General features: G+C 68.3%; 27 protein-coding genes and 6 pseudogenes. 18 read left to right on the forward strand and 15 right to left on the reverse strand.

The genetic code is table 11. The features are described 5' to 3' along the window. Positions 1-9 precede the first annotated feature (9 nt). Positions 10-1716, forward strand: coding sequence for a glycoside hydrolase family 13 protein (locus tag C8250_RS42330; protein WP_138359053.1), 1707 nt, complete (start codon positions 10-12; stop codon positions 1714-1716). A gap of 282 nt (positions 1717-1998) precedes the next feature. After that, complete coding sequence (pulA, locus tag C8250_RS42335; RefSeq protein WP_187145215.1) at positions 1999-5133, forward strand: pullulanase-type alpha-1,6-glucosidase; 3135 nt, start codon at positions 1999-2001, stop codon at positions 5131-5133. A 136-nt stretch (positions 5134-5269) separates the two neighbouring features. On the opposite strand, the gene C8250_RS42340 is transcribed toward pulA, so the two are convergent. Beyond that, positions 5270-5704: a prolyl oligopeptidase family serine peptidase gene (locus C8250_RS42340; protein WP_187145216.1), complete on the reverse strand. Its 435-nt coding sequence runs from the start codon at positions 5702-5704 to the stop codon at positions 5270-5272. Positions 5705-6594: 890 nt separating this feature from the next. Here C8250_RS42340 and C8250_RS42345 point away from each other — a divergent pair. The 5 genes from C8250_RS42345 (at position 6595) to C8250_RS42365 (ending at position 9079) form a co-directional block, all read left to right on the forward strand. Further along, positions 6595-7002, forward strand: coding sequence for a DUF853 family protein (locus tag C8250_RS42345; protein ID WP_187145217.1), 408 nt, complete (start codon positions 6595-6597; stop codon positions 7000-7002). Between the two features lie 74 nt (positions 7003-7076). After that, the gene (locus C8250_RS42350; RefSeq protein ID WP_187145218.1) at positions 7077-7301 is read left to right on the forward strand and encodes a hypothetical protein; all 225 of its coding nucleotides are present in this window, start codon (positions 7077-7079) and stop codon (positions 7299-7301) included. A gap of 229 nt (positions 7302-7530) precedes the next feature. Then, positions 7531-7851 (forward strand): hypothetical protein, encoded by a 321-nt coding sequence (locus tag C8250_RS42355; RefSeq protein ID WP_244809751.1) that lies wholly within the window; start codon positions 7531-7533, stop codon positions 7849-7851. A gap of 344 nt (positions 7852-8195) precedes the next feature. After that, entirely contained in the window at positions 8196-8534 is a 339-nt protein-coding gene (locus C8250_RS42360) for an ATP-binding protein (RefSeq protein WP_138359221.1), read from the forward strand. 167 nt (positions 8535-8701) lie between these two features. Next, on the forward strand, positions 8702-9079 hold the full coding sequence (locus tag C8250_RS42365; RefSeq protein ID WP_138359223.1) for an STAS domain-containing protein: 378 nt from the start codon (positions 8702-8704) through the stop codon (positions 9077-9079). Positions 9080-9283: 204 nt separating this feature from the next. Here C8250_RS42365 and C8250_RS42370 read toward each other — a convergent pair whose 3' ends face one another. Then, positions 9284-9451: a hydrophobic protein gene (locus C8250_RS42370; protein ID WP_138353680.1), complete on the reverse strand. Its 168-nt coding sequence runs from the start codon at positions 9449-9451 to the stop codon at positions 9284-9286. Between the two features lie 417 nt (positions 9452-9868). On the opposite strand from C8250_RS42370, the gene C8250_RS42375 reads away from it, so the two are divergent. Beyond that, positions 9869-11074, forward strand: a complete 1206-nt coding sequence (locus tag C8250_RS42375) for a PP2C family protein-serine/threonine phosphatase (protein WP_138359235.1) — start codon at positions 9869-9871, stop codon at positions 11072-11074. A gap of 736 nt (positions 11075-11810) precedes the next feature. On the opposite strand, the gene C8250_RS42380 is transcribed toward C8250_RS42375, so the two are convergent. The 3 genes from C8250_RS42380 to sigK all read right to left on the reverse strand — a co-directional run bounded on the left by C8250_RS42380 (position 11811) and on the right by sigK (position 13584). After that, positions 11811-12002: a hypothetical protein gene (locus tag C8250_RS42380; protein ID WP_138359225.1), complete on the reverse strand. Its 192-nt coding sequence runs from the start codon at positions 12000-12002 to the stop codon at positions 11811-11813. Between the two features lie 339 nt (positions 12003-12341). Continuing rightward, positions 12342-12548 (reverse strand): cold shock domain-containing protein, encoded by a 207-nt coding sequence (locus tag C8250_RS42385; RefSeq protein ID WP_138359227.1) that lies wholly within the window; start codon positions 12546-12548, stop codon positions 12342-12344. Between the two features lie 511 nt (positions 12549-13059). Then, positions 13060-13584, reverse strand: a complete 525-nt coding sequence (gene sigK / locus C8250_RS42390; RefSeq protein WP_232486175.1) for an ECF RNA polymerase sigma factor SigK — start codon at positions 13582-13584, stop codon at positions 13060-13062. A 112-nt stretch (positions 13585-13696) separates the two neighbouring features. Between sigK and C8250_RS42395 the strand changes: the two genes are divergently transcribed. The 3 genes and pseudogenes from C8250_RS42395 to C8250_RS42405 form a co-directional block, all read left to right on the forward strand. Beyond that, positions 13697-13897, forward strand: a complete 201-nt coding sequence (locus tag C8250_RS42395; RefSeq protein ID WP_138359231.1) for a hypothetical protein — start codon at positions 13697-13699, stop codon at positions 13895-13897. Between the two features lie 254 nt (positions 13898-14151). After that, the gene (locus C8250_RS42400; protein WP_138359233.1) at positions 14152-14643 is read left to right on the forward strand and encodes an ATP-binding protein; all 492 of its coding nucleotides are present in this window, start codon (positions 14152-14154) and stop codon (positions 14641-14643) included. Between the two features lie 81 nt (positions 14644-14724). Next, positions 14725-14841, forward strand: a pseudogene (locus C8250_RS42405) (IS5/IS1182 family transposase); the annotation flags it as partial. A gap of 77 nt (positions 14842-14918) precedes the next feature. Here the strand turns inward: C8250_RS42405 and C8250_RS42410 are convergent. Continuing rightward, the gene (locus C8250_RS42410; RefSeq protein ID WP_138359659.1) at positions 14919-15341 is read right to left on the reverse strand and encodes a hypothetical protein; all 423 of its coding nucleotides are present in this window, start codon (positions 15339-15341) and stop codon (positions 14919-14921) included. Beyond that, on the reverse strand, positions 15338-16168 hold the full coding sequence (locus C8250_RS42415) for an IS5 family transposase (protein ID WP_138359657.1): 831 nt from the start codon (positions 16166-16168) through the stop codon (positions 15338-15340). The genes C8250_RS42410 and C8250_RS42415 overlap by 4 nt, the downstream gene beginning before the upstream one ends. Positions 16169-16267: 99 nt before the next feature. Here C8250_RS42415 and C8250_RS42420 point away from each other — a divergent pair. The 3 pseudogenes from C8250_RS42420 to C8250_RS42430 form a co-directional block, all read left to right on the forward strand. Then, positions 16268-16381, forward strand: a pseudogene (locus C8250_RS42420) (IS5/IS1182 family transposase); the annotation flags it as partial. A gap of 328 nt (positions 16382-16709) precedes the next feature. After that, positions 16710-17225 (forward strand): annotated as a pseudogene (locus C8250_RS42425) (chlorophyllase); the annotation flags it as partial. Between the two features lie 161 nt (positions 17226-17386). After that, positions 17387-17743, forward strand: a pseudogene (locus C8250_RS42430) (transposase); the annotation flags it as partial. A 727-nt stretch (positions 17744-18470) separates the two neighbouring features. Here C8250_RS42430 and C8250_RS42435 read toward each other — a convergent pair. Next, on the reverse strand, positions 18471-18818 hold the full coding sequence (locus C8250_RS42435) for a hypothetical protein (protein WP_232486174.1): 348 nt from the start codon (positions 18816-18818) through the stop codon (positions 18471-18473). Here C8250_RS42435 and C8250_RS42440 point away from each other — a divergent pair. After that, on the forward strand, positions 18817-18993 hold the full coding sequence (locus tag C8250_RS42440) for a hypothetical protein (protein ID WP_187145378.1): 177 nt from the start codon (positions 18817-18819) through the stop codon (positions 18991-18993). The genes C8250_RS42435 and C8250_RS42440 overlap by 2 nt on opposite strands. A 698-nt stretch (positions 18994-19691) precedes the next feature. Here C8250_RS42440 and C8250_RS42445 read toward each other — a convergent pair. The 4 genes and pseudogenes from C8250_RS42445 to C8250_RS42460 form a co-directional block, all read right to left on the reverse strand. Beyond that, positions 19692-20159: pseudogene (locus tag C8250_RS42445) on the reverse strand (ATP/GTP-binding protein); the annotation flags it as partial. 206 nt (positions 20160-20365) lie between these two features. Then, on the reverse strand, positions 20366-20731 hold the full coding sequence (locus tag C8250_RS42450) for a hypothetical protein (protein WP_138359373.1): 366 nt from the start codon (positions 20729-20731) through the stop codon (positions 20366-20368). Next, positions 20728-21342 carry a hypothetical protein gene (locus C8250_RS42455; protein WP_138359375.1) on the reverse strand — a complete coding sequence of 205 codons (615 nt, stop codon included), beginning with the start codon at positions 21340-21342 and terminating at the stop codon, positions 20728-20730. Before C8250_RS42455 ends, C8250_RS42450 begins: the two co-directional genes overlap by 4 nt. Beyond that, on the reverse strand, positions 21339-21689 hold the full coding sequence (locus C8250_RS42460; protein WP_138359377.1) for a hypothetical protein: 351 nt from the start codon (positions 21687-21689) through the stop codon (positions 21339-21341). Before C8250_RS42460 ends, C8250_RS42455 begins: the two co-directional genes overlap by 4 nt. Positions 21690-21806: 117 nt before the next feature. Between C8250_RS42460 and C8250_RS44315 the strand changes: the two genes are divergently transcribed. Beyond that, positions 21807-22544 (forward strand): hypothetical protein, encoded by a 738-nt coding sequence (locus C8250_RS44315; protein ID WP_232486173.1) that lies wholly within the window; start codon positions 21807-21809, stop codon positions 22542-22544. 21 nt (positions 22545-22565) lie between these two features. Here the strand turns inward: C8250_RS44315 and C8250_RS42470 are convergent, their stop codons facing one another. Together C8250_RS42470 and C8250_RS42475 are read right to left on the reverse strand one after the other, a co-directional pair. After that, positions 22566-23009, reverse strand: coding sequence for a hypothetical protein (locus C8250_RS42470; RefSeq protein ID WP_187145220.1), 444 nt, complete (start codon positions 23007-23009; stop codon positions 22566-22568). Between the two features lie 33 nt (positions 23010-23042). Then, on the reverse strand, positions 23043-23372 hold the full coding sequence (locus C8250_RS42475; RefSeq protein ID WP_138359379.1) for a hypothetical protein: 330 nt from the start codon (positions 23370-23372) through the stop codon (positions 23043-23045). A gap of 132 nt (positions 23373-23504) precedes the next feature. Here C8250_RS42475 and C8250_RS42480 point away from each other — a divergent pair. Beyond that, positions 23505-23864: pseudogene (locus C8250_RS42480) on the forward strand (IS21 family transposase); the annotation flags it as partial. Between the two features lie 60 nt (positions 23865-23924). Here the strand turns inward: C8250_RS42480 and C8250_RS42485 are convergent. Continuing rightward, the gene (locus tag C8250_RS42485) at positions 23925-25022 is read right to left on the reverse strand and encodes an IS630 family transposase (protein ID WP_138359673.1); all 1098 of its coding nucleotides are present in this window, start codon (positions 25020-25022) and stop codon (positions 23925-23927) included. A 73-nt stretch (positions 25023-25095) separates the two neighbouring features. On the opposite strand from C8250_RS42485, the gene C8250_RS42490 reads away from it, so the two are divergent. After that, a complete protein-coding gene (locus tag C8250_RS42490) occupies positions 25096-25614 on the forward strand; it encodes a hypothetical protein (RefSeq protein ID WP_138359704.1) in 519 nt (172 codons plus the stop codon). Positions 25615-25648: the final 34 nt, after the last annotated feature.

Here is a 25648-nt window from a genome sequence, read left to right on the forward strand (position 1 = left end):
GAGGACCCTATGACTCAGCATCTCGCCATAACCGATCGGCCCGCTGACGCCCCCGTCGAGGCTGAGCGCAGAGCCGACTGGTGGCGCGACGCGGTGATCTACCAGGTGTACCCGCGCAGCTTCGCCGACTCCGACGGCGACGGCATGGGCGACCTGCCCGGCATCCGTAGCCGCCTGCCCTACCTGCGCGACCTCGGCGTCGACGCCGTCTGGCTGTCCCCGTTCTACGCTTCCCCGCAGGCTGACGCCGGCTACGACGTGGCCGACTACCGGACGGTGGATCCGGTCTTCGGCACCCTCGCCGACGCGTCCCGTCTGATAGCCGACGCCCACGACCTGGGCCTGCGCATCATCGTCGACCTGGTGCCGAACCACTCCTCCGATCAGCACGAGTGGTTTCAGCGCGCCCTGCGCGAAGGCCCGGGCTCGGCGTTGCGCGAGCGCTACCACTTCCGCCCCGGCAAGGGCGAGGACGGCGGACTGCCTCCCAACGACTGGGAGTCCGTCTTCGGTGGTCCGGCCTGGACCCGTACCACCAACCCTGACAGCACCCCCGGCGACTGGTACCTGCACCTGTTCGCGCCCGAGCAGCCCGACTTCAACTGGGACCACCCCGCCGTCCGCGAGGAATTCCGGTCCATCCTGCGGTTCTGGCTCGACCGGGGAGTGGACGGCTTCCGCATCGACGTCGCCCACGGCCTCGTCAAGGCTCCCGGCCTGCCCGACCTCGGCTCCCATGAGCAGCTCAAGCTGCTCGGTACCGGCGCCACCCCTTGCTTCGACCAGGACGGCGTCCACGAAATCTACCGCGACTGGCGCACCATCCTCGATGAGTACCCGGGGGAGCGGATCGGTGTCGCGGAGGCTTGGACACCCACCGCCCGGCGCACCGCCAACTACGTCCGCCCCGACGAGCTGCACCAAGCATTCAACTTCCAGTACCTGGCCAGCTCCTGGCAGGCCCAAGCGCTTCGTGCGGTCATCGACGAATCCCTGGAAGCGATGCGGCCCGTTGGCGCGCCCACCACGTGGGTGCTCTCCAACCACGACGTCACCCGCCACGCCACCCGCTTCGCCAACCCCCCCGGCCTGGGCACCCAGATCCGCACCCCCGGAGATCGCGAACTCGGCCTGCGCCGGGCCCGCGCCGCCAGCCTGCTGATGCTCGCCCTGCCCGGCTCGGCATACGTCTACCAGGGCGAGGAGCTCGGCCTGCCCGACGTCACCGACCTGCCCGACGAGGTCCGCCAGGACCCCTCCTACTTCCGAGCCGCCGGCCAGGACGGCTTCCGCGACGGCTGCCGGGTGCCCATCCCGTGGTCGGGCACCGAGGCCCCGTACGGCTTCGGCCCCGATGCCGGCGGCCCCAGCTGGCTGCCACAGCCCACCGAGTGGGCGCAGCTGTCCGTCCAGGCCCAGACCGGCGACCCCGCCTCCACCTTGGAGCTGTACCGCGCCGCCCTCGCCTTTCGACGACAGCACCCCGCCCTCGGCGGCGCGGACAACCTCCGATGGCTGGAGTCACCCGAAGGGACCTTGAGCTTCGAGCGAACCGCCCAGGATGGCGCGTTCCTGCGCTGCACCGTCAATCTCACCGCCCCTGCGGTCACCATCCCCACCCCTGGCGAACTCGTCCTCGCCAGCCAGGCCCTGACCCACGAAGGCAGCGAAAGCATCCTGCCCGCAGACACCACCGCCTGGTGGACCACCCGCTGATGCCCCTTCCGCGGCGCCTGTCCCCCCGGGGGCACCGCCGCCGTCCCACACACGTCGCGACACGAAGAGGTGCCATGACCCCCCGCCCCGCCCCCACGCACAGATCCCACCGCGCCCGCCAGGCCGCCGCCACCGCAGCCCCTGCTCGCCGCCGCCCTGGCACCCGCCCCTGCCCACGCAGCCGACCCCATCGCCCCGCCGTCCGCCGTCGCCATCGCCGGAGACCTCGACCACCTCTTCGGCTGTCCCGGCGACTGGGCCCCGGACTGTGCCCAGGCCCAGATGACGCGCCGCCCCGACGGCATCTGGGCCCTCAACGCCCACCTCCTCCCCGGTGCCTACTCCTACAAGGCCGCCCTGAACAAGAGCTGGGACGTCAACTACGGGCTGAACGCCGCCCCCGGCGGCGCGAACATCCCTCTCGCGATCCCCGCCGCGGGCGCCGACGTCACCTTCCTCTACGACCCCGCCACGCACTGGATCACCGACACCCTCAACACCGCGGTCGTCACCGCCACCGGCGACTTCCTCGACGAGCTCGGCTGCACCGCCGACGCCACGGACTGCCTGTCGGCCTGGCTCACCGACCCCGACGGCGACGGCAACTCCACCTTTACCACCACCGCCCTACCCGCCGGCACCTACCACGCGAAGGCCGCCCTCCACCTGCCCGCCACCCCCCTCGACGGCACCGATACCACCTTCACCGTCGCGCAGGCCGGCGACGCCACCACGTTCAGCTACACCGCCTCCTCCCGCGTTCTCAGCATCTACGCCGGGCAGCCCAAGCCCAGCCTCGCCCCCCGCAGCGCCTACTGGCTTACCGCCGACACCATCGCCTGGAACCTCGGTGACAACCCCGCCGCGACGACTTACCAGCTGGCCACCGCCCCCGACGGCGGCCTCACAGCGGCGGGCACCGGCATCACCGGCGGCACCAGCATCCCGCTGGTCCGCGACCCCAAGGGCCTGTCCGCCGCCCTTGCGGCCAAGTACCCGCACCTCGCCAAACTCACCACTCTGCGCGTGCCCAAAAAATGGTCCGCCCAGGCCAAGCAACTAGCCAAGGGCCAGAGCGCGGTCGCCGCCCTCGACAGCAACGGCAACCTCACCACCGCCACCGGCCTGCAGACCGCCGGCCTCCTGGACACCCTCTACGCCGCCAAGGCCGCCGACGCCGAATACGGCCCCGTCTTCAACGGGAACAAGCCCACTCTTTCCCTGTGGGCACCCACCGCACAGTCCGTCAGCATCGAGCTTTACGACACCTCCACCTCCACCCAAGCCCGCATCGTCGCCATGACCCTCGACCCCGCCACCGGCACCTGGGCGGTGAAAGGCGACAAGACCTGGAACGGCCTCTACTACCGCTACCAGGTCAAGGTCTGGGCACCCACCGTTCTCAAGACCGTCACCAATCACGTCACCGACCCGTACTCCCTCGCCCTGTCCGCCGACTCCCAACGCAGCCAGATCGTCAACCTCGACGAGGACTTGCTGATGCCGCATGGGTGGGACGACACCGCGTCCCCGAAGACGATCAGCAGCACCCAGCAGCAGATCCAAGAACTGCACGTCCGCGACTTCTCCTCCGCGGACACCGCGCTTCCTGCCGACGAGCGCGGCACCTACCTCGCCTTCACCGACGCCAAGTCCGCCGGAGTGAAGCACCTCAAGGACCTGGCCGCCGCCGGCCTCACGACCGTCCAGATCCTGCCGAGCTTCGACTTCGCCGGCACCGCCGAGAGGCGGGCCGACCAGGCCACTCCCGGTTGCGACCTGCCCGCCATGGCACCCGACTCCGACCAGCAGCAAGCCTGCGTCGCGGGAACCCAAGCCGATGATGCCTACAACTGGGGCTACAACCCGCTGCACTTCACCGTCCCTGAGGGCTCCTACGCCACCGCCCCCGACGGCGCCGCCCGCACCATCCAGTTCCGCCAGATGGTCCAAGCACTCCACCAGGCCGGACTACGCGTGGTGATGGACGTCGTCTACAACCACACCGCCGCCGCCGGCCAGGACCCGAACTCCGTCCTGGACCAGATCGTCCCCGGCTACTACCAGCGCCTCGACACCAACGGCACCGTCACCCGCGACAGCTGCTGCGCCGACACCGCCCCCGAGAACGCGATGATGAACAAGCTCGTCGTCGACTCCGTAACCACCTGGGCCCAGCAGTACCACGTCGACGGGTTCCGCTTCGACCTGATGGGCCTGGACCCGAAACGGACCATGCTCGATGTCAAGACCTCCCTCGGAAACCTGACGCAGCACCGCGACGGCATCGACGGCAAGTCCACCACCCTCTACGGCGAGGGCTGGAACTACGGCGTGGTCGCCAACGACTCCCGCTTCGTCCAGGCCACCCAGGCCAACATGGCCGGCACCGGCATCGGCACCTTCAACGACCGCCTACGCGACGCTGTCCGCGGCGGCGGCCCCTCTGACACCGACCCCCGTGAGCAGGGCTTCGCCACCGGTCAGTACACCAACCCCAACGGCGCGCCCCTCAACGGCACCACCGAGCAGCAGAAGACCGACCTGCTGCACGACATGGACCTCGTCAAACTTGGCCTCACCGGCAACCTCGCCGACTACACCTTCACCACCAGCACCGGCACCACCCGCAAGGGCGCCCAGATCGACTACAACGGGACCCCCGCCGGCTACACCGCAGCCCCCGGCGAGGCCATCACCTACGTCGACGCCCACGACAACCTGGCGCTCTACGACAGCCTCGCCTACAAGCTGCCCACCGGCACCAGCCCCGCCGAACGCGCCCGCATCCAGGCTCTCGCCCTCGCCACCAGTACCCTCTCCCAGGGCCCGGGCATGGCCCAAGCAGGCACCGACCTGCTCCGCTCCAAATCCCTGGACGGCAACTCCTACGACAGCGGGGACTGGTTCAACGCCATCCACTGGGACTGCACCCAGGGCAACGGCTTCGGCCACGGCCTCCCGCTCGGCGGCCAAAGCCAGTGGAGCTACGCCAAGCCGCTGCTCGCCAACCCCGCCCTCGTCCCGAACTGCACCAACACGACGAACACCAGCGCCCAGTACCAGCAGTTCCTCCAAATCAAGCACTCCACCCCCCTCTTCTCCCTCCCCACCGCCAACGCCGTCCAACAGCGCCTGACCTTCCCCCTCTCCGGCACCCCCGGCGAGATCCCCGGTGTCATCACCGAACACCTCGACGGACGCGGACTGGACACCTACAAGTCCGTCACCGTCCTCTACAACGCCACCGCCACCACCCAGACCCAGACCCTTACCAACCTGGCCGGCAGCAGCCAGGCACTCCACCCGGTGCAGAACAAGGGCGCAGACCCCACCGTCAAGCAGTCCCAGTACAACCAGGCCACCGGCACCTTCACCGTCCCGGCCCATACCGTCGCGGTCTTCGTCCAGCAGTAACACCTCACGACCCGGAAGATCGCTCTGATCCAGTCCCGGTCCGGCGCTGTGCCAACCCACACGGCCGGACCGGGCTACCAGGCCTTCCGCCAATGGCCCTGAAGTGTTCCCCGCGCCCAGGCTGGGATGCACCGGATCAGGAGGCGCCGAGCCGTGCGGCGAGGAACGCCACAGGTTGCGCGATGAGTTGGCGAGGGTCGGGGTGACCCACGAAGCAGTGTCCCGCCCCCTCCACCCGCACCAAAGTGGAGTCCGCACCGGCATCCAGCAGCCGTGCATGCAGGCGCTCACCCTGGGAGGCGGGCACTGACTCGTCGGCCGCACCGTGCATGATCAGAAACGGTACCGCGGGGCCAGACACTTGCCACACAGGACTCGCAGCGCGCGCAAGGTCGATCACCTGAGCAGGCGGTGCGCCCAGCAGCCGGCCCTCGGGCGAGTCCGCATCTCCGCCGCCCTCGTGCAGCGTCTGCAGATCCGTCGGCGCGTACCACAAAGCGGCCGCACGCACCGGTGCGGCGGGGACCAGGGCAACGAAGGGCGCCGAAGCAGCGAGAAATTCGCTGAGCATCACCCGGACAGCAACTGCCGCCGACATCCCGTGTCGAGTCTGATCACATCCGGTGTGTCGGGAACGCGACACCACGCGGCAGCCGCCGCTATGTCGGATGCCCGCCAGGTTGGCACCGACGTCACCCTGTATCGGACCGCCAACATGGCAGGAGGTGGGTGGTGTGGCTGGCAGCTGGCGGTTGGGTCATGGTGTGGCTGGGGTGGGAGTTGGCTGGTGGCCGCCGCGTCGGCAAAAGGCGCCAGGGCGCTGTGCGGCTGAGGGGGACCAAGAGACCGGCCCTCTGAGGCGCAGTTCGACTCAGTAGGGGCGCCTTAGCCGAGAGAGCGGCCGCTACTGAGTGGCGGCGGCGCCGCTAGCTATCAACGCCCCTGGGTTCGGGTTGTGCCGGTGGTGGGCGATCCTCAGAGCGCTCTTGAACCGCCCACCCATCGGAACCCGTGGATCTTGTCACACTCTGCGGCGTTCGGATGCGGAAAGCGTCGGGCGATCTGCAACTGTGACGGTCGATGTCACGTTGCTTGGGTTGGGTGCCTGTAGGCGGAACGCGGCGCTTCCTTTGGCTTTGAGATCGGTCAGGATTTTCGCGCTGTCGCACAGGATCCGTTCGACCTCAGTGGTACCTCCGCAGAGAAGTGCGCGGGTGCCAGGCGGGGAGGACGTCGTCGGGCTCCCAAGAAGCATCGGTCAAGCTGGTGGGGCGTGCGGCCGAGGAGACGGTGAGTACCCCCGGCTGTCACTCCGCCGTCCAGCTCCGTCACCTTGGCACCGTTCCTCGCGAAATGCGCGCTCCGGCCAATAACCTCACCAGCACGGCAGCCTCGGCGCACCGGAGGCTTCTCCCGCGAGGTCGTCGCCGACCTCATCACGCAAAGCTCGCCTTGGAGGCCGTGACGTTCTCCTGGCACCCGGGGGGCCGCACGCCGTACGTGCGGGTGAAGAAGACCCGCAAGCCCCCGGCCAGGGACCCCAAGGTCCGCGAGATCGTGGTCGGCGCCAAGGAGTCCGCGCCCGTCATAGGGATCGGCTCCGCCGGGCGGATCATCGCCGTGGACCTCGACGCAACGTCCCCGCACATCCTGGTCAACGGCGCCCCGGGCGGGGGGAAGTCAGTGACTCTGCGGCGCATCGCCTGCCAGATGCTCCACAATGGGTCGCTCGTGTTCGTCCTCGACACCAAGCGGATCTCCCACCCGTGGGCCTCCGGGCTGCCCGGCGTCACGTACTGCCGCGACATACATCCACGACCAGCTCGTCGCCTTCGGCAGGGAAGGCCGGCGCCGTACCCGCGTCGCTGACGATCTGGGCATCGACGCCGCCCCCCAAGGACATCGGCCCGCGGCTGCTGATCCTTCTCGAAGGGGTCAACGCCATGATGAAGCAGCTGGCCCGCTACTGGGAGAAAATCCGCGAGTCCGGCGACCCGAAGGTCTCCCCGGCTCTCGACGCGCTCAACGGAGTCCTCTACATGGGCCGCCAGTTGCGCATGCACGTCCTCCTGGTCGCCCAGTCTGCCACCGCCCGCGCCCTGGGAAACCCGGAGGTCCGCGAGCAGTTCTCCACCCGCATCCTGGCCCGCTACAGCGTCAAGGCCTGACGTATGCTCGCCCCAAAAATCCACCCCGCGCCAAAGTCCACCAAGCACCACGGCCGCGCCCAGGTCGTCACCCGCGGCCGCGCCCACGAGACGCAAGTGCTCAACCTGTCGAACGCAGAAGCCCGCGAGTGGGCGATGTCCGGCGTCCACGCCCACGACAAAGCGGGTCCGGAGTTCCACACGCCGCCCGTCCCCGACACACCACCTGCCGATTCCTTCGGCTCCGAAAGTGGAAGCCGCCCGTCCGGCTCGCCGCAGTACCCGTGCCGACCCCGGCCGCCGACGTCGATGTCGCCGACACGGGGAACACCGTGCCCGCCCTAGCGGCGGACACCGGCCCGGACGACGCCGTGGCCGGACACGCAAAGCCCAGCAGGACCTCCTGCCGGAACTCACCCTGGCCGCCCTGCGCTGGGCGCGCGCCAACGACCCGAACTTCCCGCCCTCGGTCGACAAGCGCGGCGCCGAACTCCTCCACCGCGTCGGCGACCTCAAGACGTGGGCCCGCAACCGGCCCCGCGCTGCCACCGGCACTACCGACCTCGAATGACCCACCGGGTCGGAAATCCGACCCGGCCCGCGCCGATCCGGACCTGTCCGCTTTCGCCTTCATCACCGCAGGCCGCACGACCGCCGCCGGTCCCCGCTCCGGGTGTTGTCCCGCCCCGCCCGTGCGGTGTTCGGTTCAGGTGCGATGGGGAGGGGTTGGTGGAGGCGCGCCGAAGCGGGCAGGCGTCCGGTGAAGAACGTTTCCGCTACACCGGTTTGGCGTGGTGACGAGGCGGGCGGTGATGGAGCGGGGTACGGCGGTGACGAGTGGTAGTTGAGCGGTCTTTGGCTTTGGGGCTGTCCGGTGGTGAGATCGGTGCGGCACGCTGTTGGACGCTGGAGCAGGTGGAGCACTTTGGTTGGGGCGCGGGCTGGCGTCCGGACTCGGGGACGGTGGCGTTGGTGGTGTCGGAACTGGTGACCAACGCGCTGCGGCATGCGGGCGGCGGCCGGGTCGGGGTGTGCCTGGTGCTGGAGGTGGGCCGGCTGCGGATCGCGGTGAGCGACGAGTCCCGCCACGAGCCGGTGATACAGCCCCCGGGGCCCGGCAGGGTCGGCGGCCATGGTCTGCGCATCGTGGCGAGCGTGGCCGCGAGGTGGGGCGTGCGACCTCACGGCACCGGCAAGGAGGTCTGGGCCGACCTGCTCCCGCAGCACCCCACACTCGCCTCGGCGTCCGACTGAGTTCGACCTCGGGCCTGAGCGGGGTGGTATTTCTCCTGAAGGAACACGCGTTTGTATATTGGGTGCGTCATCGGGCCGGGGGTTGGGCACCTACTTGTTGAGCGGTGCCTGATAGTGCTGAGCCTTCCGCCGGCGGCGCCGGGCACGAGGATCCAGGGGTGAGGCAGATGGAGCCGTTACAGGTGTGCCCGATCGGCCCGCCCCGCGAAGGGGTGACGGTACTCGCGCTGTCCGGGGAGCTCGACTACAACACCGAGCCAACCCTCGCCGCCGCCGCAGGTGACGCTATGAAGGCCGGATGCCGGCAGCTGGTCCTGGAGTGCGCCGGGCTGACGTTCTGCGACTCCCAGGGCCTCAACCGCTTCCTGCGGCTACGCCTGGCGGCGCAGCGCCGCGGTGTTGATCTGGTCCTGGCCGCGATCAGCACCCCACTGCGGCACCTGCTGGAACTCACCGAAGCCGTTGAGGTCTTCCAGCTCGCCGACACCGTCGACCAAGCGTGCACGACCCTTGCGCCCGCCGACCAAGTCGGCCCGGCACTGTGACACGCCGGGGGCGGAGCGGGGCACTGGAGGTGGGCGTCCATGGGTGACGCTTCCCGCTCCGCCCCCACGGGCTGCGCCTACCCCGGTCAGGGCCACGTGACGCTGGTCGGCTCGGGTGAGGCGTGGGCGGGGCATGGCGATGGGCCCGGCGGATAGCGTTATCCGTCGGGCCCATCGGTGGTGCGTTGAGCGTGCTGTCCGTGTCTACCAGCGGTACCAGCGGTGACGTCCGCCGGAGTGGGTGCCGCGCATGACGAAGCCGAGCAGCCACACGATCAGGACGATGACGGCGACCCACCAGAGGATCTTCAGGGCGAAGCCGGCACCGAACAAGATGAGCGCGAGCAGTAGAACCAAAAGCAGTGGACCCATGGTTATCAACCTCCTGACCAGCGCATTCCCCGCCCCGCACTGATCATGCACACCGGTTTATGCAGCCCATACATGCCCGCGCTCAGGGGGAGTGCGCGTCGGTTCGAGCCCAGGCGCCGGGGGAACTGCCGCTGCGGGCTGCCAGGCGCGGGGCCGCCCAGGGCATCCGCCGGGTATGCCGCACAGGCGTGGTCGGGCCGTGTCGTCGCCGCTGCGAGAAAGATCCTGAAGCTCCTCAGAACGCCCCCTCTTGCAGCTGATTGTGGTTATTAGAGGCGTGTATCGGACCTGCCGCGTGCTGCCCGGTGCGTCGAAACTGCTGGTCAGCGCATCGATGCTTGCGGGTTCGGGTCCCAGGGGTGAGGGCTGGCGCGGTGCGGGAAGGCGAATTTGGGTCAGCAATTGGAGGAGGCGGTTGTGGTGCGGGATCGGATGGGGTTGGCCGATGTTCTGGTAGCAGCGGAGGGCGCCGCGCCGACGGGCTCTCTTGATGTCGTGGCGCGTAATCTGCGTGATCGGTTTGCCGCGCGGTCCGTGTCGTTCCTGTTCGTCGATGTGGTGGGTCGGCGGTTGTTGCGCGTGAGTGATCAGGCGTCCTCGTCGTTGGGGGGTCGGGCTGAGCAGGTGCCTCTGGCCGGCAGCAGTGTCTATGACGAGGTTCTGCGCTCCCAGAAGCTGATGCACTTGCCGGTGAAGGGGGAGGAGGGGCAGCGGGTGCTCGTTCCGGTGACCAACCGGGGCGACACCATCGGTGTTCTGGAGCTGTTCCTCGACCACGCCACGCCGCAGGTGTTGGAGCAGGTGGAGGCGGCGGCGCATGCGTTGGCGTACATCATCGTCACCGATCGCCGCTTCACCGACCTTTACCACTGGGGCAACCGCACCACCACCGTCAGCTTGGCCGCGGAGATCCAGCGCCAGCTCCTACCCTCGGCATCATCCTGCGAGGCGGCCCAGTTCGCCCTCGCCGGCGGTCTGGTCCCGGCCTCCGACATCGCCGGCGACACCTACGACTACAGCCTCGACAACGACACCCTGCACCTGTCGATCACCGACGCGATGGGCCACGATGTCGACGCCGCCCTGATGGCGACCCTGGTGGTCAACGCCTCCCGCGGCGCGCGCCGCGCCGGCGCGGACCTAGTCGAGCAGGCCCGCCAGACCCACCAGGCGCTCCTCGACCACGGCCGCCGCACCTTCGTCACCGGCCAGTTGGTGCGTATCGCCCTGGACGGCAGCAGCGCCCAGCTCATCAACGCCGGCCATCCCGGACCACTTCGTCTGCGCGATGGCGTGGTCGACGAGCTCACCCTGCGGGTGAACCTGCCCTTCGGCGTCGCCGGGCAGGGCCCCTACAAGATCCAGGAACTCGACCTGCGCCCCGGTGACCGCTTGGTGATGTTCACCGACGGCATGCAGGACCGCGAAGCGGCAGGCGTCGACCTTTCGGGCCTGCTGCGCAAGACCGCCGCCGAGCACCCGCGTGAAGTCGTGCGCACACTCGTCGCCGCGGTCGCGGAGGCCTACGCCGGATTCCCCCCGAAGGACGACGCCACGGTCCTGTGCCTGGACTGGTACGGCCCCACCAGCGCCGATCCCACCGCGAGTGCCGACGCCGAGTAAAGGGATCTGCTGTCACATCTCCGGCATAGCGGCCGGGACGCCGGTCACGAGACGAGAACGCCGCCGCTTGCGCGCCTCCCGTGTCCGACAGGAGCACCGGTGTGAGAAGCAGTCCCCACCCCGGAGCTCCTGGACCGACCACGGGATCAAGAAGATTCGCTGGAGCGCCCTCAGATCGCGGTGCCCCATGAGACGGACTGCTGCGCGACGGCTGGCAGCACGCGCATCATGCTGGGCGGAACGACACCGATGACCCACACCCATGAGCCGGACTGCCCCGTGTGGTGCGCGCGCTGATCCCGTGACGGAGCCGCGAGAAGCCGCGGGCTTATGCGCCCCGGCGTTCGGGCCTGCAGCGCTGCACGGTGCGGCCTCAGGCTGCGCCAGTGCGGCGTGGGCCTGCTTCGTGGTGGCGAGGCGGGTGAGGTCGCGGGTGGCGTGGCAGTCGCCGCGGTGCACGATGCGCGCCGGCCCACGCTCAAGCACGAAGTAGACCGGTTCCTCGACTTGCCAGGCCGGGGTGGCGCCGTTCCGCTGGGTAGGCACCGTGTCGTACGCCTGGCCTCCGAGCGGCTCGCACCGGGTGGCGGGTGCGGCGAAGTCGACGGGTGCGGGGTCTGCAGGCCCGCGGCGTCGATCTTGCGTGTGGCGGGGCGTGCACCGCAGGGTGGGAGCGTCGTGAGCGGGCTGCGAATGCAGCGGGTGAGCACAGGAGGCCGCCCGGCCCCCGGGTTGTTCAGCCGAACGCGGAGAAAGCCCGCTGCTCCCTTTCCTCCTGAGCATCCCGGACGGTGCTCCAGTCCAGTGCCTGGCGTACCTGGTCCCGTGTCTGCTCGGCCACCTGCCGCGTCTCGGCCAGTACGTCACCCAGCTCCTGGACCAGCCCGTCATAGATTGGTGGATGCTCGGATATCTCTGCGCTGCTCATAGGCCTGATCCTGCCCGTTTCCCGGTGGCCTGTCACGCCCCGCCAGGGAAACCGTGCTGTGCTGCGGGCCGCCCGCAGACAGGTCCAGGCCGCCGGGCAGTAGGTCGAGGGCGGGCGCGCGGTGCTGCGCTCCTGGGGCCTGGAACCCTGACCGGGCGTTGACCTGCCGCCGGTCAGGTGGAACCGACCGCGCGCTCCGCTGAGACTGACCACGGGCTGCGTTGGAACTGACCGTGGCTGGGGCGGGTGATGCTGCGGTGTGTGTGCAGCCCCCTTGGGTGCGCAACGGCTACGGCGTATGCGCCATCACGTGTGCGCGTGTGCGGGTCTTGGGGTTAGTTATGTTCGGATCTGGCGGGCGACGAAGCGGGTTGCGGTGAGTTCCAGGACGAAGGAGATCTGCTGGTCTTCCGACAGGCCGGAGCAGGGGCCTTCGATGTCTTGTTCTTCGAAGTAGACGGGGTCGTTGCCGCCGATGGGGATGACGAATCCGTAGCCGGCGTCCCGGTTGAACCACTGCACGAACCCGATGGTTCTGCTGCTCATGGGTGCCTCTTCTCGCGTGGGTCCGCAGCCGTGCGGTGCTTCCCCTGTCGTCTCGCCGGATTGCAGCTGCGGGACTGCGCTGGGCGGATATTCGGGCGGTTCGCGGCGGGGATGGTGGGAGAGGTGCGGGCCTCACGCACCGACCGGCGAGCACCCCGTGGAGCAACCACGGACAGTGAACGAATCACACCTCTCTGTGGGTATTTTTCCCACTCTGCCGGTTTCATTCATCCGACTACTCGGGCGGGGCGGGGGTTCCTGCGGGCACGGGCGCCGACCAAGACCCTGGCCATAGGGGAGTGCTGCGGCCCGCGGGCCGGGAGATCCAGGCCGCCCGGCGGCAGATCCAGGACTGGTGCAGGGTGGTGTGGGTGAGGTGTCCCCGGCCGGGGGTGCCTGAGGCTGGGCCGCCCGAGGTTGACCGGATGGGCGCCGGGCCACGTTTTGGCGGCCTCAGCGATGGCGTCCTGTGGTTCCAGGTCGTGACGGGCGGCCGGCGTGGGGCAGGGGGTCAGGTGCTGGCGAGGCAGTCGCGCAGGCGGATCATGCCGTCGCGCAGCCGGGTCTTGACCGTGCCCAGGGGGACGCCCAGCCGCTCCGCGGTCTCCCGGTAGGTGTGCCCGTCGTAGTACGCGAGCTGGACCGATTCCCGTTGCAACGGTGTCAGTGCGTGCACACAGCGGCGTACCCGCTCGTGCTCCAGGCGGTGTTCGACACTCTCGCTGACCTCGTCGAACAGGGTGTGGTGGTTGCCTGCCGCGAAGCTGCGGTCCCGGTCGGCCGCCGCCTGTGCGGAGCGGACCCGCTCCACCGCGCGGCGGTGCGTCAGCGTCATGACCCACGCCAACGCGCTGCCGCGGGCCGGATCGAACCGGGCGGCATGACGCCACACCGCGATCATGGCTTCCTGGCAGACCTCCTCAGCGTGCCCCTCATGACCCACCACCCGCCGCGCCAGCCCCAGCACCGGGCCCGCGATCAGCGGATAAAGCTCCCCAAACGCCTCCCGGTCACCACGGCCGACAGCGACCAGCAACCCCTCCGCGGGTCCAGGACGGCACGACGCGTCGGCCGGGGGCGTCGGCCGCCCGGATACCCCTGATGTTCCGCACATGAGGAGAAGCCTCTCAAAAACCGCGCTCGCATCCGTGGCGCCCGCGATCAACCACCTCCTGGACGCCGCCCAAGCACTGCTGTCCACAAGCAACCCGCCCCCGGACCTGTCCTCCCGCGAGCAACTGCACACTGTGCGCGATGCGCTGCGCGCCGCCCGCAGGCAGGTCCAGGCCGCCCGCCAGCAGATCGAGGACGGGTGCGCGGTGCTGCGCTCCCTGGACCTGGAACCCTGACCGGGCGCTGACCTGCTGCGGCAGGTGGAACCGACTACGCGCTCCGCCGTGCCCGCTTGTGTTCGGATGATGTGTTGGTGGATGTGGGGGGAGGGGGCAGGCGCCCGGTAGGGCGTATGTGGGCTATGGCGACCCGGTGTGGTGACCACGGGGCTTCGAGGAACGGCTGAGGCAGTGATCGGTGATGAGTGATGGGTGAGCGGTACCGGGCCATGAGGGTCGCCGGCGATGTGGGTGGGGCGCGTCGTTGGGCGTTGGAGCAGGTGGAGAACTTCGGCTGGGGTCCCGCTTGGCGCCCCGATCCGGGGGTGGTGGCGTTGGTGGTCTCGGAGCTGGTGACGAACGCGCAGCGGCATGGCGGTGGCCGGATCGGGTTGTCCCTGGGTCTGGATGCGGGCCGGTTGCGGATCGCGGTGAGTGACGGTTCGCTGCGTCTGCCGGTTCAGCGACCTGCGGAGTCCGGCAGGATCGGCGGTCATGGGGTGCGGATCGTGGCGGAACTGGCCGGGGGCTGGGGTGTGACCTTGCGGGGTGTCGGTAAACAGGTGTGGGCCGACCTGGTGCAGCCCGGCCCGGTCGCCTCGCCGATGCCCGCCTGGCGGCGCCGCGTGCGCAGTGTTCCGCGCTCTGCCTGGCCGGTTGCCGCAATCGTGTTCACGTGCGGTGTTCGGGCCGCCGCACGGGGACGTCGCCACTGGAGCAATCAACTGCCTGGCGGCTGCGAGGTTGGCAGGGCTTCGGCGTAGTCGGCGGGCGTCCGTTTCGTGATCACTTGAGCCCGAGCAGGGCGAGGGGGCGGTCCGCGTTGCGGGCGTTGTGTCGCAGGGCGCATCTGCGAGCGCCAGGGCGTTCCCATCGTGGCCGATCTCGCCTACCAGGGCGCCGGTCCGTGGCTGACCACGGGCATCAAACGCAGGCCCCCGCAGGAACTGACCCCCACTGAGAGTGCGGTACGTGACCTGATGTCCGGTTGATGCTTGGGGTTGGGTGAGGAGTCCTGGTCGGCGGGGCGGACTGGTACTCAGGTGCGGGGCTGAGCGAACAGGCCGGGTTCGGGTTCGGTGAGAATGCCCCGTGTGACCAGGCGTTTCAGTTTGGACCGGATGCCTTCGGTGTTCTTCGGGAGGATCGGCAGGTCGAGTGCCTCGCACAGGTCTCGAGCACGCATCGGATGGCCGGTGTCGGTGAAGACAGCGAGAATCTGCTGGTAAGCGGGGTGGTCCGGCGCCTCGGGCCGTGGCGGATCGTCGGCGGGCTCCGGTGCCGGGATGTTCAGGAGCGTCTTGCGGGTGATGCGCAGGTTCTCGGTCTCCGCGTCGAGTTCGCCGAGGCGGGCGGTGAGGTCCTCGATGGACGCGCGGAGCTGCCCGGCCTGCTTGTCGAGTTCGTTCTCGCGGGCCTCGACGTAGGCAAGGACGTTTCTGATCTGCGGGTTGTCGCTCACGCGGTCCTCCAGGAGGGCAGGGTGGCGCCGGTGAGCCGGCGGGCCATGACAGAGGTCATCGCCCAGAAGACGCGAGAGCGCGAGGTGGCGAGCCGGTGCTCGTAGTCGCGGACCAGGCGCCGGTAGAACATCAGGATCCCGTTCGTCTGCTCCACGACCCACCGCTTGGCCTGCGGAATGAAGCTCTTGTCGGCCGGGTTGCGTTCAACGATCTCGACGTCGATGCCGTACTGCTCGCCGTGGTCGACGACGGCCTTCTTGAACCCCTGGTCGACCAAGGCCTTCCTCACGGTGCCCATCTGGGCGGCCACGCCGTCCAGCAGCGCGATTCCGGCGGCGTTGTCGTGTGCGGACGCCGGCAGGGCGACAGCCTCGACGACGAGTCCCAATACGTCCACGGCCAGGCATCTCTTCCGCCCCGGCACCCGTTTCGCCGCGTCCTTGCCGGTCGTGGCGGCCGGGACGCCGACGGCCACGCGGATGCTCTGCGTGTCCATGACGATGAGGCTCGGGTCGGCTAATCGCCGCTTCTTCTCCCGCAGTTGCCATCGCAGCAGATCATGAATGGTCTGATCGGTGCCATCGTCGCGCCACTTGTAGAAGTAGTACTTCACCGCACCGGCGGGCGGCAGGTCGTGGGGCAGCAGGTCCCACTGGCAGCCGCTGCGGTTCTGGTACAGGATCGCGTTGACGATCTCCCGCATCGCGTATCTGCCCTGGTGGCCACTGACCGACGGATGCGCGGCCTTCCACGCCGTGACCACGGGCTCGACCAGGGCCCACTGCTCGTCGGAGACATCACTCGAGTACGACTTGCGATCGCTCATCCCGTCACCCAAGCGAATCCCGAACGCCTGACCGGCAATAATGCTTCACCGTCACCCCATCGAGTGATCATAAGCAGGACAGAAGATCACGTACCGCACTCTGAGAAGACCCACAACCGTGCCCTGGCCGCCACACGGGCACCCGTCGAATGCGGCGTCGCCCGCCTGAAGTCCTGGCGGATCTTCCGCAGGTCCCGATGCAGTCCCAACCGCCGCCGCACCCGCCCGCACAACGGGCGCGGCCGTGGAACTCGCGCCGGCCGGTGCGCTCGCCACCCAGTGCTACTACAGGGTCAACGCCAACGGCGGCGGTCAACCACCCGTTCAACCATGCGTTCACTGCTCCGCCGCCGCTCCCCGCGTTTTAGGGCTGTGACCTGCACTAGTGCTTCGCCGCGCTGATCCTGCGGGGGTCAGGCTGCCTTGAGCGGGGTGCTGTCGTAGGACCAGCGGAATGGTCGCGCCTGGTCGTCGTAAGCGAGGTGAATTCGCGGATTTGCTCGACGAGGTCCTGGCGGGAGTCGAACTCGCCTCGGCGTAGGAGTCGGCGGGCCAGGATCGAGTGGTAGGTCTGCGCGTCACCGACCCCCAGACCGGCACCGCCGACGACCTGTCCGACTCCCGGGTCATGGCCAGCATCCAGCTGGCCACGGCCGGCGAGGGCGGCGACGAACTGACCCCTTTCGCCCACGAGAACCTTCCCTGGCTCCGCGACCAGTACTTCTCCCACATCACCGCCCCCGGACTGGTGGTCGCCGGCGACAAGGACGATCTCCCGCTCACCACCCGAGGACCCGCCTGGACAAGCGACCCCTACACCCTCAGCCGCGGCGACAAGAGCCTGCTCACCGTCTTCGGCGGCGAGCACTTCCTCGGCGGCACCTCCGGCTACCGGGCAGCAGAGACCACCGACGAGGACTCCAGCCGCGTCGCCCTCGTCCAGCAGGTCACCCTCGCCTACCTACGCCACATCACCGGCATCGACCACACCGACTGGCAGATGGCCCGATCCGTCCTCGCTGACGCCCACGCGCTGGGGCGACTGGACAGCAAGTGACCCTCGGCGGTTGAAATACACGCTTTCGTCCGCTCATCGGCCCCCCCGCAGGATCAACGCGGGCAGGCACTAGTGATGTTCGGCGGCAGCGTCCTGGGCGCGGACTTCCCCCTCTGTCTGCCCTTTCCCCGGACCCGGGTGGGAGATGACGGGGTGGGTGCGACGCGTTCGTCATCGCCGATGCCGCCCGCACCATGTCCCACACCCTTCGGGCCATCGAGTTCGCCGACGAGACGATCGCCGAAATGGAGATGCTCGTCGGCTTCGACGACGACCTGGCAACCGAGTCGACCCGGACCAAGAACCGGCTCCGCGGCCTGCTCACACAGATCCATCCCTCACTGGAGAAGATTCTCGGCCCGCGCCTGGACCACCCCGCCGTCCTGGCCCTGCTCGAGCGCTTCGGCTCTCCCGCCCAGCTCAGGAGAGCCGGTCGCCGCCGGCTGGTCACACTGCTGAGACCCAGAGCACCCCGCATGGCAGAGCGCCTGGTCGGCGACATCTTTACGGCACTCGAACGAGCAGAGCGTTGGGCCCTCGGGGGCCGCACGGTGGCTACCAGGGGCCTTTCTGGGTGTCCGTAGCCGGTAGAGCGGGGCGGTGGCCGCTATCGCTGGCGCCGGTCTGGCGAGCGCCGATGGCGTCCCCGCCGAGCCTGTTTCGCGTCGTGCCCGCGGCGGCGCTGTTGGGTGATCCGGGCGACGCGCTTGGCCATCCGGGTCCAGGGCAAGATGAGGGTGACCATGTTGGACATTGTTCCCATGGGCGCCTCGCTCCCGGTCTCTTCCAGTACAGCCCTTGGCCAGGCCTCCGGCAAATCCGCACCGCCCGGCAGTCCGGGCTGGGGGGTGCCCCTAACTTTTGGTCAAGGTGGATGGGTGCTGGTTCGGGCGTCTGGAACCATGTGCCTGTGCATGCTGATGATCAGGTTGGCGAGGGTGTCTCTGGGGAGTTCGCGGTGTTTCTGCGGAACGCTGCCGACGGCCGTCCGAGGAAGATCGTTCCTTCGGTCTGCGGCGGGCGCGTGTTCTGCGTACTCGTTGACGATGTGGGCGGCGTACTGTGCCCTGTTTTCGTATAGCCGCGCCACCGCGTCCGGAGCCTGCAGGCGCTGGATCGCCGTTGACGCCGTAGGTGAGTGTCGACGACGATTCAGCGCTGCAGCCACGCCGTGCCTAGGGCCCCGGGGCCGCGCGAGCACGGAAGGGCGTTGCTGTGCGCGGGTTCTGGTCGGTCAGCGGCGGTTCAGAAGCGGATACACACCGGTCCCTGGTTGTAGTTGACCTTCCCGAACTGGGTGACGGCTGAGTTGCATGCGGCGTTCATCGTGTCCTGGTCGGACTCGGTTCCCCGGCCCATCTCCTGGCCCCGGCCGTCCTCGGAGCCGAAGTCGATGCACACCGGTCCCTGGTTGTAGTTGACCTTCCCGAACTGGGTGCTCGCGTCGTTGCACTGCGCGCTGAGCACGTGCCGGACCATCACATCGTGCTCGCCGTACGGGGAGTAGTCGCTGGCCGAAGCCGTGCCGGCGCCTGCCATCACGGCGGCGGCGGCAAAGGCGGTGGCCGCAACGGCCTTACGGAAACCCATCATGATCATTCTCCAGAAGGTGGAGGACTGGGACAACGGTGACTTCATCAGCACCGGCTGGTGCCGCACTCCGGACACGCCGCACGGGGCGCACCCGTCCGCCAAGTGGCCGAACGCCTGCTACATCGCCGAGGCCGCAGGTCACGGGCGCCGTCGAGCTGAGCGGGTGGGCGAATGACTTTCTTTGCCACCAGCGGGTGGTGCGGCTGCCGGGTCCGGCTGATCGGGTTGCCGGGCTGGTGCCGTACGGCGCTGCGGCGTGCGCGGCCGGCGGCCAGGTGATCTATTGGTTGCCGGACAGTGTCCTGTCTGTCCCGGCCGACAGCCGGGATACTGTCCGCACCCGTGCCGGAGTTCACGACCGGTCGCGCAATCCAGTCACTGGTGAGGAGTCCACCTGTTGTGCTGGGACGCGTGCGGGATGCGCGCCCGCGCCTCCTGTACCCCGGGGTCGGCCAGCAGAGAGCCGAAATGACGTCCTCCGCCTCCGCGAAGGCACGGGTGCATGCGTGCCGCCGTACGGCCTCCTGCACGCGCTGCTTCTCCGCCCGGTCACCGCTCACGGTCGCTCTCCTGTCCACCGGAGGGTCCGGCCGCGGCGGCCGGACCCTCGGCCGCGAGCCGATTGGCGAGGATCTCCTGACATTGAGCGGGTGGTTAGTTGGTGTGGTGGGTGTCTTGTGGGCTGGGGTGTTGGTGGTTGGGTGAGAACAGGTGATGGGGCGGGCTTTGGGGGTCTGGTCTGGGGTTGTGTCAGCTTTTGTGCGTGGTTTGGTGGGTGTTGTACGGGGCGTCTGGGTCTAATGGCTCGGGCGTTTTTTGCTGCTCAGAGGCGTTTTGCCTGGTCAGGGTGCGGCGGGAGGGGGTTGGGGTGGGTTAGCGGGTGGGGCGTCGTTGTTGTTCGGTGTGGTGGTCGAGGGTGATGGCCTCGAGCGAGTTCTTGGTGATCTTCTCGGTGCCGTCGCTGATGGCGGTGATCGCTGCTTGGCGGATGAGTCGTGTGAGGGCGCCGATGCGGCCTGCGGTGCGCAGGTGGAGGTAGCTGGTCATGCGGGGGAGGGTGCCGGGGCGGTGGGCTTGTAGGTCGAGGGCGGATTCGATGCCGGTGACCAGGTCGCGGAAGGGGTAGCTCTGGCCGTGGCGGGCGGGGAGGGGCCCGGCGTGGATGAGGGTGGCTCTGGCGGCGAGTTGGGCGCCGCGGATTCCACTGAACAGGGGTGTGGTGGTGACGTCGATCCCGGCGTAGACGAAAGTCGCGCCGATGCGTTCGGTGAGGTCCTTTAGCAGGTCGGCGGTTTCCGCGCCGGTGGTGGTGCGGGGGTTGAGGCGGTGGATTTCATCGATCTTACCGACCGCAGGAGCTCGGATACCGGCTCTGAACTGCGATGATCCATAGACTACATGTCCGTCACGGTGACCGATGCACTTCTCTGTAGCTCGTCTGAGTGGTGCCGCGGTAGAGCCCGGCGGCGGTGGAGTCGCGGTGTGACAACGCAACGTAGTTAGCATGGAGAAGGCGGCTTTGTCGGCAAGCGCACTCGCCGACGCCGTCAACATGCGGAGATGTCAGGCTTTTGGGGTGCAGTGCGGAGGACGCCTGTGCATGCCAGCAGGGTGGTCGCCGTAGCGTCGAGGAACAGCATGAAGGCCCAGGTCTGGTCGGGTGTGTCGATGCGGCCAATCCGGATGAGGGCGTCTTCAGCGCCTTTCAGGGTGTCGACGGCTTCGCTGAGAGCGAGCGTCTTCTGGCCGCGCCTGAGGGTGTGGTGAAGTCGCGCCTTGTAGATGCCGGCAAGCTCGGCTGCGGGGACCAGGCCGTCCCAGATGATGAAGTCGCCCTCTGCCAGGGCGGCTCGGGCCATGGCATGGACTGTCGTGTCGCCGCTGAGCATCACGATCAGCTCATCGCGGGTCATGCGTGTTTCCCGTCGCGGGGTTCCGTCTCGGTTCCCGGTCGGGTCCAGAGTGTGAGGTCACTGCTGGTGGCGACTGCGAGGGTTCGTCCGGAGGGAGAGAAGCCCGCGGCTCGGAGCGTCGAGTAGTCGGAGTGGAAGATGTGCCACCACTTCTCTGCGTGCGGCCCGTTGTGAGGCATGCCGCCGTCTGCGGAGAGCAGGACCCGGTCGTTGGGCCACTCCGGGCTGATCACTTCCAGTGTCCAGCCGTCAGCGGTGGTGCTGTGCAACCCGCCTCCGAAGAGTCCGGCGATGGGCACTCGGGTTCCGGTGATCGGTCCCAGCCCTGGGCAGGAGAGGTCAGGAACCGCGTCCGGGGTACTCGTGTCGGGGTCCGGATCGCGATCTCGGGCGATCTTCTCGCCAGTGGTGGCGTCGAAGAGCCCGTGACCGTCGTAGGAGACCACCATGACCAGGTCATGCCCGGTGTCGGGTGCCAGCGCGAAGCCGATGCCGAGCAGGCCGCCGACCGGGGTGCGCCGGTCCAGGACCGGGCGCCAGGGAGCTGGCGGTGTGATCACCGGGGCTGCGAGGAACCGTTCGCGAAGCTGTTGCTGATAGTCCGAGATCACGGTGTCTCCTCGTGCTCCGTCGATGATCCGGTCGAGGCGAGTCGAAGTCGAGCGGCGGCCCAGATCCGCTCGAAGACGTCTTCGGTGACTTCTGCAGCAGCGTCGGCATCTTCCCAGCCGGTGAGGGCGCCTTCCGCAAGAACGCCGTACTGCCGCTCGTAGGCGGCCGTCGCAGCGGCGTCGCCATGGTCTCTGCACTGCAGGACCTCGCCGAGCGCGGCTGCGGTGACCGGAGTGCGCTTGGGCCCCTGCAGATCCACTTGCCGGCTCGCCCACTGCTCATCGTCGAGCTCGAAATAGGACCAGGTGGCGCTCTCACCGTCATGCGTTCGGATCCATCGCGTCATGGCCCTATCGTCGCTGACCTCGGCAACCAGATTTTGGACTGGGGGGATAGCCCGAAGCCGGTCAGCTTGCTTGGCATCCCGTGGACGGCCTGCCCGGTCGGGGTGCATGATCTGGTCATGCCGACTGAAGAAGAGCTCGGGTCCATGGAGGTGCGGATCGCGGCCGCATCCGTGGGTGCGTGGGTTCCCGTGCTGGAGACTCGTGGTGCGACCGGCGGGGCGAGCTGCATCCAGATCGCCCCAGCCACTGCCGTGGAGGACGATGAGATCTATCTCAGCCGATTCACCAATGGAGAGCAGGTCCAGGTCAGTCCGGACCTGCAACTGGATGCCGATCTAGATTTCATCGCTTCTGCGCGACAGGACATGCCCCGCCTGGTCGCTGAGGTGAGGCGACTGCGCGCGCTGCTGCGGGGGGATAGCGACCGGCGGCATGCCGCTTTCGTGGCGCTCCGCGAGCTCGGGCGAAGCCAGGACTACCGTGACCGGGCAGACGCCGGTCGTGGCCTTGCGGCCTTCGCCGACATGCAGGAGGCCATCGGGCCACTGCTGGAGCTTGTGCTCGACCCGGGCGACACCTTCGTCACCCGGGTGACTGCGGAAGCCGTGCTCCGGAGAAGGGACAGGATCGGGCTGACGATCGTCGCCTCCGCGCTGGCGGTCGCCGACTGGAGTCACAGCGAGTGGATCCACACGGCGGTCCGCGATGTGTTCGGCATCTTCTCCGAAGAGCGGGACAGCGCGATGCAGCTGTGCGAGGAGATGCTGCAGGAGCCCGACGACCGCGTTGTCCTGGGTGCCCGTCAGCTCCACGAAGCCTTGGCCGACATCGACCCCGTTCTTCGCCCCGCGTAGCTCCGCAGTGCGGGACAGGCTTCAGGAAGGCGCTCCAGAGCTGGGGCAAACCGGTGGCACTTCGGTCTCGTCAGCGGCGATCAGGGAGATTGCCTTGTGGACGGCGTCGAACAGCGTCCAGCCGTCGAGCTCCTCGGCGATGGGCCGTTCCGGGTTCCGGCCGCGTCGGACGGCTTCGTCGAGCAGAGCCCTGACGGTGCCGGGCTCGTGAAGGTTCAGGGTTCTGCCGTCGGAGGTTCCGACGGTCCCGGACGGCTGCGGATAGCCGTCCGGGACGAGCCGGTCAGGGCCGTGTGAGAACTGGATTCGCAGGCCGCCGCGACCTTCCAGCGAGCGGATGGACATCGTTTCGCAGCAGCCCTCGCGGGTGCCGTCAGCGAGCGAGTGGTGAGTGTGCCGCAGCGACCACAGGTAGGTCCTGTCGCCGATCGTGAGGCGGCGTGTCCTCTTTCCGCTGCGAGTCATCCGCAGATCGTAGCGGTGGCCGAGGGTCGGGCTTCAGGGTCGGCTGGGCCCGTCGTAGTAGCCCGGACACGCCAGCAGGACGGAGTTGAAGAAGTAGCCTTGTTCGTCCTCCGGGTCGTCGTCTCCCTGGAACGGGCGCCAGAAGCTGAGCAGTAGGTCCGGCGCGATGAACGACGCGGGATCGTCCTCCGCGGCGACGATCGTGGTGACTTCGGCTATGCGGCTCGCGACGTCCCGGGCTGGCAGTCCGAACACGTCGATGCCGCGGAAGAGAACGACATCGGACTGCTGGGAGGGGCGGCCGAGTTCGACAGCTTCCAGGAGGTTGAGAGCGGACAGCGCAAGATCCTTGTAGGCGGACACCTCGGATCCTGCTCCACGGACAGCTGATCTCCCTGTCCCAGGTCGTCCGTTTCGTGTCGATTCCGAACAAGTGATCCCCCCGGCGGTTGGCTCGCTGTTGCCGAACACCGAGTCCGTCCCTCCGGAGGGATCATGAAGAAGTCTGACAGGGAGATCATGGAAATCTTCGAGTCGCTGGACGCCACCGAGTGCGCTCACTCGGCCGCTCAGCTGGCAGGAGTCGACCCGAAGACCGTGCGGAGATACGCACGGATGAGGGACCTGGGCCAGCCGGTCGGCGCACCGGCGAAGCGCCCGAAGCTGATCGACCCGTTCCTGCCCAAGATCGAGGAGTGGGTGGACCGCTCGCAGGGCAAGGTCCGCGCGGACAAGCTCCACGAGCGCCTGGTCCTGCTGGGCTTCACCGGCGACGAGCGCACCACCCGCCGCGCGGTCGCGGTCGCCCGGGCCCGCTGGAATGCCGGCCACCGCAGGACGTATCGCCCCTGGGTGTGTTGACTGAACTACCCGGTGGGCCCTCGTCGTTCGTGAGACAGGTCAGACGACGAATGGCTAGTGTCCTGCGCCGGAGATCCGTCGGCAGAAGCGTGCGAGGGAGTCGAGGATCTCTTCCGCCGTCTTGGTCCAGATGAATGGCTTGGGATCCTCGTTCCAGTTCTTCACCCAGGCGCGGATGTCGGCTTCGAGGTTTTGGACGTTCTTGTGGGCACCCCGACGGATCATCTGGTCGGCCAGGAAGCCGAACCATCGCTCGACCTGATTGATCCACGACGAGCCGGTCGGCGTGAAGTGCATCTGGAACCGCGGGTGTTTGCTCAGCCAGGCCCTGATCGCGGGAGTCTTGTGCGTGCCGTAGTTGTCCACGATCAGGTGCACCTGCAGGTGCGCGGGCACCTCCTTGTCGATGCGGATCAAGAACTTCTTGAACTCCGCCGCCCGGTGCCTGCGGTGCAGGGCACTGATGACCTGCCCGGTAGTGACATCAAACGCGGCAAACAGGGTGGTCAAGCCGTTGCGGACGTAGTCGTGAGTACGGCGCTCCGGCATGCCCGGCATCATCGGCAACACCGGCTGAGAGCGGTCCAGTGCCTGAATCTGGGACTTCTCGTCCACCGAGAGAACCACGGCGCCCTCGGGCGGGTTGAAGTACAGCCCGACGACGTCGTAGACCTTCTCCACGAACAACGGGTCGGTCGACAACTTGAACGTGTCCGTCAGGTGCGGCTTGAGTTGGAACCTCCGCCAGATCCTGCCGACCGTGGACTTCGACAGACCACTGTGGTCCGCCATCGACTTCCGCGACCAGTGAGTGGCGTTCTTCGGGATCTCCTCCAGCGTCGCGACCACGACCGCCTCCACCTGACCGACATCGATCGTGGGTGGCCGGCCCGGCCGGGGCTCGTCGACCAGACCATCCAGCCGGTCGACGAGAAACCGCCGCCGCCACTTGCGAACCGTGTCCGCGCTCACCCGCAGATCCCTGGCGACCGTAACGATCGGCGGTACCTCCGGCCCTGCGCACGCCAACACGATCCGCGCGCGCAAGGCCAGGGCCTGGGCCGATGTCGCCCGACGCGTCCACCTCTCCAACACCGCCCGCTCATCCGCACACAGCAGTAACGGCTCCAGTTTCGGGCCCCGACGAGGCACCGATGCACCAGCAGTAGAAGTCACACAGCATCTAACGATCAACTACTGGCGCAGGACACTAGCGTCGCTGCCCATGACAGAGCACGAGGACGACGCGTTGGACTTGGGCTCATTGGTCGTGCCGGGAGCGGGGTCACTGGTGGCGACCGACGACCCTTGGGAGCCTTATCGGCTGCTGGATCCCTGCGGGTTGGCCGTCGGCTCGGTGCGCGAGTACTTGAAGGACTTGCAAGCGGCAGGCCGGTCGTCACTGACCCAGCGTTCTTATGGCATGGACCTGCTTCGGTGGTTTCGCTTCCTGTTGTGGGCGATCGGCATCCCGTGGAACGAGGCGACTCGCATCGAGGCACGCGATTTTTCCCGATGGATCCAGATCACCGCCAAGCCGACGCGGCCGCACTGGCGATCTGATCCGGCCGACGCAGTAATTTCGCTGCCGGTCCCTGCCAAGGCGCCCAACGCGGTGACCGGCAAACGACCGGTCGGGCGAACGTATGCGTCGTCCACTATCGCCCACAGCGAGACGGTCCTGCGCGGCTTCTACTTCCACCACTTGGAGGCCGGAACCGGCCCGTTGTCGGGGTACACGTGAACGTCCCCAGCCTCGTACGGATGAAAAGGGACAG

Source organism: Streptomyces sp. So13.3 (genome assembly GCF_005860785.2).
Taxonomy (GTDB): Bacteria; Actinomycetota; Actinomycetes; order Streptomycetales; family Streptomycetaceae; genus Actinacidiphila; species Actinacidiphila fildesensis.